Source organism: Rhodococcus sp. AW25M09, from assembly GCF_000333955.1.
Taxonomy (GTDB): domain Bacteria; phylum Actinomycetota; class Actinomycetes; order Mycobacteriales; family Mycobacteriaceae; genus Rhodococcoides.
In genome coordinates this window covers 92,632-105,880 of sequence record NZ_CAPS01000081.1, presented here as the reverse complement: position 1 = coordinate 105,880, position 13,249 = coordinate 92,632, and the positions used below count along the sequence as shown (strand labels likewise).

The following is a 13,249-nucleotide window of genomic DNA, read 5'->3' as shown; positions in this document are numbered from 1 at the left end:
GAGTGATGCGCGCGCTCTGCCTGCGCGCACACTAGGGTAGGAACCGCGTGTGGCACCCCGCACGCAGGCACGACCAGACATCTGTTTTCACAACTTTTAGGAGCGAACAGTGACGATCCGGGTAGGCGTCAACGGCTTCGGCCGCATCGGGCGTAACTTCTTCAGGGCTGTCGACGCGCAGAAGGCGCTCGGTACCACCGACATCGAAATCGTTGCTGTCAACGACCTGACCGACAACGCATCGCTCGCACACCTGCTCAAGTACGACTCGATCCTGGGTCGCTTGCCGCACGATGTCTCGCTCGAGGGCGAGGACACCATCGTCGTCGGTGGCCAGAAGATCAAGGCACTGTCGCTGCGCGAGGGCCCGTCCGCACTTCCTTGGGGTGACCTGGGCGTCGACGTCGTCGTCGAGTCCACCGGCATCTTCACCGACGCTGCGAAGGCCCAGGGCCACATCGACGCCGGTGCCAAGAAGGTCATCATCTCCGCGCCCGCCAAGGGCGAGGACATCACCATCGTGATGGGCGTCAACGACGACAAGTACGACGGCAGCCAGAACATCATCTCCAACGCGTCGTGCACCACCAACTGCCTCGGCCCCATCGCCAAGGTTCTCGACGACGAGTTCGGCATCGTCTCGGGTCTGATGACCACGATCCACGCGTACACCCAGGATCAGAACCTGCAGGACGGTCCGCACAGCGACCTGCGCCGTGCGCGCGCTGCCGCGCTGAACGTCGTCCCGACCGGCACGGGCGCAGCCAAGGCCATCGGCCTGGTTCTGCCGCAGCTGCTCGGCAAGCTCGACGGCTACGCACTGCGGGTGCCGATCCCAACCGGCTCGGTCACCGACCTCACTGCGCTGCTGAAGAAGAAGGCCAGTGCCGAGGACATCAATGCCGCGATGAAGGCAGCTGCCGAGGGTCCCCTCAAGGGCATCTTGAAGTACAACACCGACCCGATCGTCTCCTCGGACATCGTGACCGATCCGCACTCGTCGATCTTCGACGCGCCGCTGACGAAGGTCATCGACGACCAGGTCAAGATCGTCTCCTGGTACGACAACGAGTGGGGCTACTCCAACCGCCTCGCCGACCTCATCGGTCTCGTCGGCAAGTCCCTCTGACACCGATGGCTGTCAAGACACTGCAAGATCTGCTCGATGCCGGTGTCGAAGGACGTGGCGTTCTCGTGCGATCGGACTTCAACGTCCCGCTCGAGAACGGCACGATCACCGACCCCGGCCGCATCCAGGCTTCGATTCCCACGCTTCGGGCGTTGGTCGAGGCCGGTGCCAAGGTCATCGTCACCGCGCATTTGGGGCGCCCCGACGGCAAGCCCGACGCGAAGTACAGTCTGGCTCCGGTCGCGGCCAAGCTCGGTGACCTTCTCGGACGCCACGTGCAGCTCGCCGGCGATGTGGTGGGCCAGGATGCAGAGGCGCGGGCCGAGGGTCTGACCGACGGCGACGTGCTGCTGCTCGAGAACATCCGCTTCGATCCACGCGAGACCAGCAAGGACGAATCGGAGCGAGCCGCTCTGGCTCGCGAGCTCGTCGCCCTGGCCGGAGACGACGCGGCCTTCGTCTCCGACGGATTCGGCGTCGTACATCGCAAGCAAGCGTCGGTCTACGATGTGGCGCAGTTGCTGCCCCACTACGCAGGCACGCTCGTCGCGGCCGAGGTGGAGGTGCTGGCCAAGCTCACCGAGGATGCGGCGCGTCCGTACGCGGTGGTGCTCGGCGGGTCCAAGGTTTCGGACAAGCTCGGTGTCATCGAGGCATTGGCTCCCAAGGTCGACACTCTCGTCATCGGCGGCGGAATGGTGTTCACATTCCTGGCTGCTCAGGGCTACGCGGTCGGAAATTCGCTGCTGCAGGAGGATCAGATCGAGGTCTGCAAGGACCTGCTCGAGCGCTTCGGCGACGTGATCCACCTTCCGGTCGACATCGTCGTCGGAGACAAGTTCGCTGCGGACGCCGAGGCGAAGACCGTGAAGGCCTCCGAGATTCCGGACGGCTGGATGGGTCTCGACATCGGCCCGGACTCGGTCAGTCGTTTCGCCGTCGTGCTCTCGAACGCCAAGACCGTGTTCTGGAACGGACCGGCCGGAGTGTTCGAGTTCGACAAGTTCTCGGCCGGTACCAAGGGAATCGCCGAAGCGATCATCGGAGCCACCGAGAAGGGCGCGTTCAGCGTTGTCGGCGGCGGCGACTCCGCGGCAGCAGTGCGCACCCTCGGATTGCCCGACGACGGCTTCTCGCACATCTCCACCGGCGGCGGTGCCTCTCTCGAGTACCTCGAGGGCAAGCAGCTCCCCGGTCTATCCGTTCTGGAGGCGTAACGCATGGCACGTAAGCCGCTCATCGCGGGCAACTGGAAGATGAATCTCAATCACCTCGAGGCCATCTCGCTGGTGCAGAAGATTGCTTTCTCGCTGCCCGAGAAGTACTTCGACAAAGTCGACGTGACAGTGATCCCGCCGTTCACCGATATTCGCAGCGTCCAAACTCTGGTCGAGGGCGACAAGCTTCTGCTCACCTACGGTGCGCAGGACGTGTCGTCCGAGGACAAGGGTGCCTTCACCGGCGAGATCAGCGGTTCGATGCTGGCCAAGTTGGGGTGCACCTTCGTCGTCGTCGGTCACTCCGAGCGACGCACTCTGCACAGCGAGGACGACGCCGTCGTGTTGGCCAAGACGAAGGCGGCACTGAAGAACGGCCTCACACCGATCGTGTGCATCGGCGAGGGTCTGAACATCCGCGAGGCCGGTGAGCACGTGGCATACAACGTGGCCCAGCTGCGCGGTTCGCTCAGTGGACTCTCGGCCGACGACATCTCCAAGATCGTCATCGCCTACGAGCCGGTATGGGCAATCGGCACCGGCCGGGTCGCGTCGGCGTCGGACGCTCAGGAAGTGTGCGGGGCCATCCGCGAGGAACTGAAGTCGCTGGCCTCGGATGAGGTCGCAGCGGGCGTACGCGTGCTCTACGGCGGCTCGGTCAACGCCAAGAACGTCGGCGAGATCGTCGGCCAGCCCGATGTCGACGGCGCTCTCGTCGGTGGAGCGTCGCTCAAGGCCGACGACTTCGCCACGCTGTCGGCCATCGCCGCAGGTGGACCGTTGCCCTGATCGGTATCACTGCACAGCGCGTATTTCGGACACCCTGCATACGGCGGGGTGTCCGAAGCTGTTCGTAGGCCAGGTAGGCTGCTGAAGGCATCGAATCGAGTTTGAGGTGGACATGGATCTGTTTCTGGATATTCTGCTGGTCATCACCAGCCTGGCGCTGATCTTGCTGATCCTGCTGCATCGCGGCAAGGGTGGGGGATTGTCCAGCCTGTTCGGTGGCGGTGTGCAGTCCAGCCTGTCCGGTTCCACGGTGGTCGAGAAGAACCTGGACCGTCTCACAGTCTTCACCGGCCTCGTCTGGCTCATTGCGATCCTCGGTATCGGCCTGGAGATCAAGTACACCTGATCGAGTTCTGCTCCGAGTGCGAGTTGGTGGCGGAGCGACGATAATGGGTTGATGAGCGAATCCTCCTACGAGTCAGTCGGTTCCCCAGCCTTTGTCCCACCGACAGCTCAGGGTCGGGAGTTGACCGAGCCTCTCCGTGAAGACATCCGCTATCTCGGCGGCATCCTGGGTGAGATCATTCGTGAACACGAGGGCGAGGACGTCTTCGATCTCATCGAATCTGCTCGTGTCGAGTCCTTCGCGGTGCGCAGATCCGAGATCGAACGCGACGACTCCGTCGGTAGGTACACCGATGTCGAAGTGGCGCAAGCAGTTCCGCTGATTCGAGCATTCAGTCACTTCTCTCTGTTGGCCAACCTCGCCGAGGACCTGCACCGCGAACGTCGACGCGCAATTCACCTCGATCGCGAGGATCCGCCTCAGGACAGCAGTCTCGACGCCACCTGGCTGAAGATCGATACCGTGGCACCGTCCCGCGAGCAGGTCGCTGCTGCATTGACCGACGCGCTGGTGGCCCCGGTGATCACCGCGCACCCCACCGAGACACGTCGCCGGACAGTGTTCGACGTGCAGTCGAAGATCACCGAGCTGATGCGGCGCCGCGACATTGCGACCGCTGCTCGTGAGGGCAAAGCTGCCAGTGCGGCCAAGGAACTGGCTGCCATCGACGTGCAGATCCGCAGACAGGTGCTGACTCTGTGGGAGACGGCTCTGATTCGCTTGTCACGGTTGCGAATTCAGGACGAGATCGAAGTCGGTCTTCGCTACTTCGAGTCCTCGCTCTTCGATGTCATGCCCTCTCTCAATGCAGATGTGCGCGCAGCGCTGCGCGCGCGGTGGCCCGAGGACGACCTGCTGCCCCGACCGATTCTGCGCCCCGGTTCCTGGATCGGCGGCGATCGGGACGGCAACCCGAACGTCACCGCAGAGGTGGTGCACACCGCGACGCATCAGGCGGGATACGTCGCGTTCGAGCGCTACCTGGACGAACTGGTCGCGTTGGAGAAAGAACTGTCGATGTCCTCGCGCTTGGTGGACGTCACCGAGGACCTGAAGGCGCTCGCCGGGGCATCGGCCGAGCCGGACGATCGCCGAGCCGACGAGCCGTATCGCGTCGCAGTCGTCGGCATCCGGGCCCGGCTGACTGCCACTGCACAGGCGGTACTTGACGCGGTACCTGTCTCGGGTACCGATCTCGGGGCGAAGAAGTACGACGGACCGCAAGACATTCTCGACGATCTCGATGTCATCGATCGTGCTCTGCGCGCCGACGGCGACGCGGTGATCGCCGACGATCGCTTGCTTCGGCTCCGGCAGTCGGTCGAGACGTTCGGATTCCACCTGCAGGCTCTGGACATGCGACAGAACTCCGAAACACACGAGGAAGTTGTTGCGGAACTGCTGGCCTGGGCCGGAGTGCACTCGGATTACCTCTCCCTCGACGAGGACGAGCGTGTCTCCGTGCTGTCGCAGGAACTCGCGACTCGTCGCCCGCTGATCGGCCCTCACGCGCAGCTCAGTGAGCTGGCAACCAAGGAGCTCGGCATCGTCAGGGCAGCCAAGGAAGCGATCGATCACCTGGGACCAGACACAATCCAGAACTACATCATCAGCATGTGTCAGTCGGTCAGTGACATGCTCGAAGCGGCATTGTTGCTCAAGGAAGCCGGCATCTTCGATCCCGGTGCGGACGGCTCGTCGCCCACCTCCACGGTGGGCGTCGTACCGCTGTTCGAGACCATCGAGGATCTTCAGCAGGGTGCAGCAACTCTGCTGGCCACGCTCGACGTTCCGATCTACCGCGCCCTGGTGGCCGGGCGCGGTATGAATCAGGAAGTCATGCTGGGGTATTCGGACTCGAACAAGGACGGCGGATACCTGGCCGCGAACTGGGCTCTGTACCGCGCCGAACTGGATTTGCTCGAGGCATCTCGCAAGACGGGAATTCGGCTCAGGTTGTTCCATGGTCGAGGTGGGACGGTCGGCCGTGGAGGTGGCCCCAGCTACGACGCGATTCTGGCGCAGCCGCCCGGAGTGGTGCAGGGGTCGCTGCGACTCACCGAACAGGGCGAGATCATCGCGGCCAAATACGCCGAGCCGTCCATGGCGCGTCGTAACCTCGAATCCCTTGTCGCGGGAACTCTGGAGTCGACTCTGCTCGACGTCGAGGGCCTGGGCGACGGTGCAGAGGCCGCGTACGACATCCTGGACGATCTCGCCGCCAAGGCCCGCGCCGCATACGGTCGTCTGGTGCACGAGGAGCCCGGGTTCGTCGAGTACTTCCGCACCTCGACGCCGGTAGCCGAGGTCGGTGAGCTGAACATCGGTTCACGTCCCGCGTCCCGGAAGCCGACGAACTCGGTATACGACCTGCGTGCCATTCCGTGGGTGATGTCGTGGAGTCAGTGTCGCGTCATGCTGCCCGGGTGGTACGGCACCGGCTCGGCATTCGAGGAGTGGGTCGGCGACGACGATTCCAAGCTCGATGTGCTGACCGACCTGTATCGAAAGTGGCCCTTCTTCCAAACCGTCCTGTCCAACCTCGCGCAGGTCATGGCAAAGTCCGATCTGGGCATTGCTGCGCGCTACGCCGACCTGGTTCCCGACGCAGACCTACGGACGCGAATCTTCGGCATGATCGAAGCGGAGCACGCGACCACGGTGCGGATGTATCTGAAGATCACGGGCCACAGTCGACTGCTCGAAGACAATCCGTCGCTCGAGCGCTCGGTGCACAACCGCTTCCCGTATCTGGAGCCCCTCAACCAGATGCAGGTGGAGATGTTGCGCCGTTACCGGAACGGGGACGAGGACGAACGCGTCAAACGAGGAATCCTGTTGACGATGAACGGCCTCGCGACGGCACTGCGCAACAGCGGCTAGCCTCCTGCTTCCCCGTCGTGCGCCTTTTGCATACCTCTGAGGGTGCAAAAGGCGCACGACGGGAAGGAACCGGTCCGCTGCGGATCGCGTCCAACAGGGTATGAGGCAGTGCAGAAACACCACCGATGCCTGGCGCGACGGATCCGCCTACCGCAAGCGCGGTAGGCGGATCGGTAGATCGAACCTCGGGCAGTCCGCTCGCGTGAACGACACCGACGACGAGCGACAGGAATGCGACCCGGACGCTGCCGAACCCAGCTAGCCCGGTGGTGCGGGACGTGAGATCAGACGCTGTGGGATCAGACGGTGTGGGATCAGACGGTGTCCAGTTTCGACGCCGCTCCTGCGTCGAGGAACCACACCGTCGATGCCGTGCCCGCAGCGCCGGCAGAGGGGACGTCATCCGCATCCGCTCCACCCACCGCAGCTGCAACGGCGTCCGCCTTGTTCGCTCCTGCTACGAGCAGCCACACGTGCTGTGCTCGGCAAACGGCAGGCAGCGTCAGCGTGATTCGGACGGGTGGAGGCTTGGGTGAGTCCTCCACCGCGACGACATAGCGATGCGTTTCACGCACTGCATCGGTGTGGGGAAAGAGCGAATTGATGTGGCCCTCGCCGCCCATTCCCAGCAGATGGATGTCGAATTCAGGCGTCGGCTGGCCCTCGGATCGAGAATGGAGGATCTGCGCATACGCCGCTGCGGCCACTTCGGCATCACTTCCGTGCGGACCGTCGGATGCAGCCATCGGAAAGACCCGATCCGGATGCACGTCGACGTGGTCGAGCAATGCTTCTCGCGCCTGAACTTCGTTTCGCTCGGGATCGCCCGAGGGCAAAAAGCGTTCGTCGCCGAAGTAGATGTCGACCTTGCTCCAGTCGATCGATCCGGAGTCCTTGCGCAGCGCCTCCAAGAGGCCGATGCCGGCCCCACCGCCGGTGATGACCACCGACGCCGAGCCCCGATCGGCCTGCGCTGCGGTGACGACCTCGACGAATCGAGAGCGCGCGGCGTCGACCAATGCCTGCGAGTCGAGGTAGTGGAGAACCGATGTCTTACCCATAGCTCACTTTCGAAAGTCCGTGGAGGGCGAGTTCGTAGATCTCGTCCGTGTCGAGTCTGCGCAGTTCCTCGGCGAGGCACTCGCGGGTGGTTCGCCGAGCCAATGCCACTTCGGCATCGGGCTGGCCGGTACGGCGCAAGGTAGCGGTCTTCCCGGTCTGCGGACGCATCAGCGAAATACTGCTGTTCTCTCTGGACAGTTCCACCTTGAGCTCACCCTCCCGGCGATAGACCGGCACGTCGAGCTTGGCGGCAAGCCAGCCGGCCAGGATGTCGAGTGCGGGTTCCTCGGCCAGTCCCGAGACCGTCGCCGAGACGACCGCGTCGAAGGGAGCCTGGTCCAGGGCCGTGGCCAACAGACCGCGCCAGTAGGTGATGCGACTCCAGGACAGATCGGTGTCGCCTTCGTTGTAGCTGCTCAGCCGGCCCTTGATCGTCGCGGTGGTGTCGGGGGAGTTGGTGGCATCGGTGATTCGCCGAATCGCCAAGCGCCCGAGCGGGTCCTTCGCCGGAACAGCGGGTGCCTCGTCCGGCCACCACACCACGATGGGAGTGTCGGGAAGCAGGAACGGGATCACCACACTGTGTTCGTGGTCGGCAAGTTCGCCGTGCAGACGCAGCACGACGACCTCCGACGCACCGGCGTCACCGCCGACACGGATCTGTGCGTCGAGGCTCGTCTCGGCCGATCGGTCACCGTGGATGAGCACGATCACGCGGCACGGATGCTCGCGGCTCGCCTCGTTCGCTGCGTCGATCGCTCGCTCGGCCTTGGCCGGATCGCGACTGGCGACGATCAGAGTCAGCACCCGGCCGATGGTCACCGCGCCGCCTGCCTCACGAACTTCCACCAGTTTCTTGCCCACTTCGGCCGTCGTCGTGGCTGGAATGTCGACAATCACGGCCTTCTCCATTCGCGTCCGGTGCGCTGCATCATTTCGTCACCCGAGGAAGGACCCCAGGTTCCGGCTTCGTACGGTTCCGCTGTACCGCCGGAGGCCCAGAAATCGAGGATCGGGTCCAGAATCTTCCACGACAGTTCGACTTCGGCGTTGACCGGAAACAGCGACGGCTCACCGAGCAACACGTCGAGGATGAGTCGCTCGTACGCCTCCGGCGACGATTCGGTGAACGCCTGGCCGTAACTGAAGTCCATGCTGACATCGCGCACCTGCATGCTCGACCCGGGCACCTTCGAGCCGAACCTCATTGTCACGCCTTCGTCCGGCTGCACTCGAATGACCAGAGCATTCTGGCCGAGCTCCTCGGTCATCGTGGCATCGAAAGGGAGGTGCGGCGCACGCTTGAACACCATGGCGATCTCGGTCACTCGGCGGCCGAGCGCTTTACCGGTGCGGAGATAGAACGGAACCCCACCCCAGCGTCTGGTGTCCACTTCGAGGGTGATGGCAGCGTAGGTCTCGGTGTTCGACTCGGAGTCGAAGCCCTCTTCCTCTTTGAGCCCCTTCACTTTCTGGCTGCCCTGCCACCCCGCGGAGTACTGACCGCGGGCGCTGGTGCGATCGAGGGGCTCGGCGAGCTTGGTCGCGGAGAGCACCTTGATCTTCTCGGACTGCAGCTCGGTGGGGTTGAAGCTGACCGGCTCCTCCATCGCCGTGATGGCGAGCAGTTGCAGCAGGTGGTTCTGGATGACGTCCCGGGCCGCACCGATGCCGTCGTAATAGCCCGCGCGACCGCCCAAACCGATGTCCTCGGCCATCGTGATCTGGACATGGTCGACGTAGTGCGCATTCCAGATCGGATCGAACAACTGGTTGGCGAAGCGCAGAGCCAGGATGTTCTGCACCGTCTCCTTGCCGAGGTAGTGGTCGATGCGAAACACGGTGTCCTCGGGGAACACTCGGTTCACGATCGCATTGAGTTCTTTTGCGCTCTGCAAGTCGTGGCCGAACGGCTTCTCGATCACCACTCGTCGCCAGTTCCCGTCCTGACCCTGCGCCAGACCGGAGCGCGAGAGTTGCTCCAGCACAACGGGAAATGCACTGGGCGGAATGGACAGGTAGAACGCGTGGTTGCCGCCGGTGCCGCGGGTTTCGTCGAGCTCGGTCAATGTGCGCGACAGCTCGTCGAAGGCAGCGTCGTCGTCGAAAGTGCCTTGCACGAATCGGAATCCCTCGGCGAGGGTGTTCCACACTTCTTCGCTGAACGGAGTTCTCGCGTGATCACGCACGGAATCGTGCACGATCTTGGCGAAATCCTGGTTCTGCCATTCCCGTCGGGCAAACCCGACCAGGGCGAAACCGGGGGGTAGGAGCCCCCGGTTCGCCAGGTCGTACACCGCAGGCATGAGCTTCTTACGCGCGAGATCACCGGTCACCCCGAAAATGACCATGCTGCACGGGCCCGCTATTCGCGGAAGCCGCTTGTCTCGCGCGTCGCGAAGAGGATTGGTCCAGTCCGCGGAATTCAGATTTTCTGTGTCTGCGGTGGGCACAGGTCAGCTCTTCTGGCCCGCGCGGGCGAGCTGCTCACCGGTTGCGTCGAGGAGCTCGTTCCACGCCGCTTCGAACTTCTGGACACCTTCGTTCTCCAATGTCAGGAAGACATCGGTGAGGTCGATTCCGAGAGCCGAAATGCGGTCGAAGATCTCCTGGGATTCCGGTCCCTTGCCCGTGACCGTGTCGCCGACGATTTCGCCGTGGTCGGCAACCGCATCCATGGTCTTCTCCGGCATGGTGTTGACCGTGTTCGGAGACACGAGGTCGGTGACGTACATGGTGTCGGGGTAGGCATCGGACTTGACTCCGGTCGAGGCCCACAGCGGCCGCTGCGGACGCCCGCCGCTGCCAGCGAGCTCGTGGAAGCGCGGAGCAACCTCGAAGATCTGCTGGTAGGCCACGTACGCCAACCGTGTGTTCGCCAGCGCGGCCTTGCCCTTCAGAGCCTCTGCATCGGGCGTACCGATGGCGTCGAGCCTGGAATCGATCTCGCTGTCCACCCTGGACACGAAGAACGAGGCGACCGAGTGAATCTTGTCGAGGTCGTGGCCCGCTGCACGCGCGGTCTCCAGGCCGTCGAGGTACGCATTCATGACCAACTCGTACCTCTCGACAGAGAAGATGAGCGTGACGTTGACGCTGATGCCCTCGCCGATCACCTTGGCGATGGCGGGAATGCCCTCTTCGGTCGCCGGGATCTTGATCAGCAGATTGGGTCGGTCGACTATCTTCCACAGTTCGACGGCCTGGTCGTATGTCTTGTCGGTCTCGTGTGCCAGGCGAGGATCAACCTCGATGGACACGCGTCCGTCGACGCCTGCACTGGCCTCGTACTGGGGCATCAGGATGTCGCACGCCTCGCGGACGTCGTCCGTGGTGACGGTACGGATCGTGGTCTCGACGTCGGCACCTTCACCGGCGAGCTTGGTCACCTGTTCGTCGTATGCGTCACCCTTGCTCAGTGCGGCCTGGAAGATCGACGGGTTGGTGGTCACGCCCACGACGCTCTTGGTGTCGATGAGGTCCTGCAGGTTGCCCGAGCGAATGCGATCACGGGACAGGTCGTCCAGCCATACCGAGATTCCGGCGGCGGAGAGCTCTGCGAGATTCTTGTTCTGGGTCATGAATTATCCCTTCACATTGGTGATGGAGCGCTGCGCGGCTGCGGTGACGGCCTCGGCCGTGAAGCCGAACTCGCGGAACAGCGTTGCAGCGTCGGCGGATTCGCCGTAGTGCTCGAGTGAGATGATCTCGCCGAAACCGCCGACGATCTTCCACCACGGCATTGCGATGCCGGCTTCGATCGACACCCGAGCCTTGACCGTCGGTGGGATCACCTGGTCGCGGTAGTTCTGGTCCTGACTCTCGAACCACTCGACACACGGCATCGAGACCACGCGGGCGGCGATGCCCTGATCCTCGAGCTGCTTCTGAGCCTCGACTGCGTACTGCAATTCCGAACCGGTACCGATCAGCACGACGTCGGGAGTCGCCTTGGATGAGTCGGCCAGGATGTAGCCGCCCTTCGAGACACCCTCGAAGCTGGTGCCGTCGAGGACGGGGACGCCCTGACGCGTCAGGGCGAGACCGACGGGGCCGCTGCTGCTCGACTTGGCGAGCACTGCCTGCCACGCGAATGCGGTCTCGTTGGCGTCACCGGGACGTACGACCGAAAGGTTCGGGATTGCCCGCAGCGCCGCGAGATGCTCGACCGGCTGGTGAGTCGGTCCGTCTTCACCCAGGCCGATGGAATCGTGGGTCCATACGTAGATGGGATCGATGTCCATGAGCGATGCAAGCCGAACAGCAGGCCGCATGTAGTCGCTGAACTGCATGAACGTGCCGCCGTATGCGCGGGTGGGACCATGCATGACGATGCCCGACAGGATGGCACCCATCGCGTGTTCACGGATGCCGAAGTGCAGTGTCCGGCCGTAGGGCTCGGCATCCCAGTCGTCGGTGGAGATCGACGTGGGGCCGAACGACTTCGCGCCCTTGATGGTGGTGTTGTTGCTGCCGGCAAGGTCGGCCGAGCCGCCCCACAGTTCCGGCAGAACCGGCCCGACGGCGTTGAGCACCTCGCCCGATGCCGCACGTGTGGCGACAGCCTTGCTGCCGGGCTCCCACGTGGGAAGCACGTCGGTCCAGTTCTCGGGCAGCTTGCCCTCGGTGAGGCGATCGAGCAACTTCTTGCGCTCGGGCTCGCGTGCGGCCCAGGCCTCGAACTGTGTGGTCCACTCGGCGTGGGCCTTGCTGCCTCGTTCCTGCAGCTTGCGGGTGTGTCCGATGACCTCGTCGGTGACCTCGAACGTCTTGGCGGGGTCGAAATCGAGGGCCTGCTTGACCTTCGCGATCTCGTCGTCGCCCAATGCAGCGCCGTGGACGGCACCGGTGTTCATCATGGTCGGAGCCGGAAAACCGATGATGGTGCGCAGGACGATGATCGACGGCTTGTCGGTGACGGCCTTGGCGGCTTCGATGGCCTCTTCGATCGCCGTGACGTTCTCGCCGCCCTCCACGACCTGCACATGCCAGCCGTAGGCCTCGTAGCGCGCTGCCGTGTTCTCGGACAGAGCGATGTCGGTGGAGTGCTCGATCGAGATCTTGTTGTCGTCGTAGAACAGGATCAGGTTGCCGAGCTGCTGCGTGCCTGCGAGCGAGGACGCCTCGGAGGTGACACCTTCTTCGATGTCGCCGTCGGATGCGATGACGTAGATGTGGTGGTCGAACGGGCTCTCACCCTGCGCCGACTCGGGATCGAACAATCCACGCTCACGACGTGCCGCCATCGCCATGCCCACGGCGGAGGCCAGTCCCTGACCGAGCGGGCCGGTGGTGATCTCGACGCCGGCGGTGTGGCGGAACTCCGGGTGCCCCGGGGTCTTGGACTTGTAGGTGCGCAGGGCCTCGATATCGGAAAGCTCGAGCCCGAAACCACCCAAGTAGAGCTGCAGGTAGAGCGTCAGGCTCGAGTGGCCGCACGAGAGCACGAATCTGTCGCGGCCGATCCAATGCGTGTCGGTGGGATCGTGACGCATGGTGCGCTGAAAGAGGGTGTAAGCGAGCGGAGCCAGGCTCATCGCGGTTCCGGGGTGGCCGTTGCCGACCTTCTGCACTGCGTCCGCTGCCAGAACACGAACGGTGTCGACCGCTCGGGTGTCCAGGTCCGACCAGTCGCTCGGGTGGTGCGCTGTGGTGAGGACGTCAATATCGTCTGTGATCGACACGAGCAGAAATCTCCTGACATTCGTTCGAGTTGTGGCTCCGAGGAATCGTCGCTTGACCCCGACTGTGATGTGCCTGCGTGAAGCGCACACATCGTCGGTGCCGAAGGACGTCCTCCACCAGCCTAGTTCCGTCCGACCC

The 13,249-nt window shown here is 63.7% G+C and carries 10 protein-coding genes; 5 read left to right on the top strand and 5 right to left on the bottom strand.

Annotated features, from left to right (window positions below):
* The first annotated feature begins 109 nt into the window (after positions 1 to 109).
* From gap to ppc, 5 genes are all read left to right on the top strand, one after another.
* Positions 110 to 1,129: a type I glyceraldehyde-3-phosphate dehydrogenase gene (gene gap, locus RHODMAR_RS16470; RefSeq protein ID WP_008716538.1), complete on the top strand. Its 1,020-nt coding sequence runs from the start codon at positions 110 to 112 to the stop codon at positions 1,127 to 1,129.
* 5 nt (positions 1,130 to 1,134) lie between these two features.
* The gene (locus RHODMAR_RS16465; RefSeq protein ID WP_008716536.1) at positions 1,135 to 2,346 is read left to right on the top strand and encodes a phosphoglycerate kinase; all 1,212 of its coding nucleotides are present in this window, start codon (positions 1,135 to 1,137) and stop codon (positions 2,344 to 2,346) included.
* A 3-nt stretch (positions 2,347 to 2,349) separates the two neighbouring features.
* On the top strand, positions 2,350 to 3,135 hold the full coding sequence (gene tpiA, locus RHODMAR_RS16460; protein ID WP_008716534.1) for a triose-phosphate isomerase: 786 nt from the start codon (positions 2,350 to 2,352) through the stop codon (positions 3,133 to 3,135).
* 112 nt (positions 3,136 to 3,247) lie between these two features.
* On the top strand, positions 3,248 to 3,481 hold the full coding sequence (secG, locus tag RHODMAR_RS16455; protein WP_042939563.1) for a preprotein translocase subunit SecG: 234 nt from the start codon (positions 3,248 to 3,250) through the stop codon (positions 3,479 to 3,481).
* A gap of 51 nt (positions 3,482 to 3,532) precedes the next feature.
* Entirely contained in the window at positions 3,533 to 6,364 is a 2,832-nt protein-coding gene (gene ppc, locus RHODMAR_RS16450; protein ID WP_008716530.1) for a phosphoenolpyruvate carboxylase, read from the top strand.
* A gap of 314 nt (positions 6,365 to 6,678) precedes the next feature.
* Here the strand turns inward: ppc and pgl are convergent, their stop codons facing one another.
* From pgl to tkt, 5 genes are read right to left on the bottom strand one after another with little or no spacing between them, the layout of a single operon-like run.
* The gene (gene pgl, locus RHODMAR_RS16445; RefSeq protein WP_008716529.1) at positions 6,679 to 7,425 is read right to left on the bottom strand and encodes a 6-phosphogluconolactonase; all 747 of its coding nucleotides are present in this window, start codon (positions 7,423 to 7,425) and stop codon (positions 6,679 to 6,681) included.
* The gene (gene opcA, locus RHODMAR_RS16440; protein ID WP_008716527.1) at positions 7,418 to 8,326 is read right to left on the bottom strand and encodes a glucose-6-phosphate dehydrogenase assembly protein OpcA; all 909 of its coding nucleotides are present in this window, start codon (positions 8,324 to 8,326) and stop codon (positions 7,418 to 7,420) included. The genes pgl and opcA overlap by 8 nt, the downstream gene beginning before the upstream one ends.
* The gene (gene zwf / locus RHODMAR_RS16435; RefSeq protein WP_008716525.1) at positions 8,323 to 9,879 is read right to left on the bottom strand and encodes a glucose-6-phosphate dehydrogenase; all 1,557 of its coding nucleotides are present in this window, start codon (positions 9,877 to 9,879) and stop codon (positions 8,323 to 8,325) included. Before zwf ends, opcA begins: the two co-directional genes overlap by 4 nt.
* A gap of 3 nt (positions 9,880 to 9,882) precedes the next feature.
* Positions 9,883 to 11,007, bottom strand: coding sequence for a transaldolase (tal, locus tag RHODMAR_RS16430; RefSeq protein ID WP_008716523.1), 1,125 nt, complete (start codon positions 11,005 to 11,007; stop codon positions 9,883 to 9,885).
* Between the two features lie 3 nt (positions 11,008 to 11,010).
* Positions 11,011 to 13,110, bottom strand: a complete 2,100-nt coding sequence (tkt, locus tag RHODMAR_RS16425; RefSeq protein ID WP_008716521.1) for a transketolase — start codon at positions 13,108 to 13,110, stop codon at positions 11,011 to 11,013.
* Positions 13,111 to 13,249 lie beyond the last annotated feature (139 nt).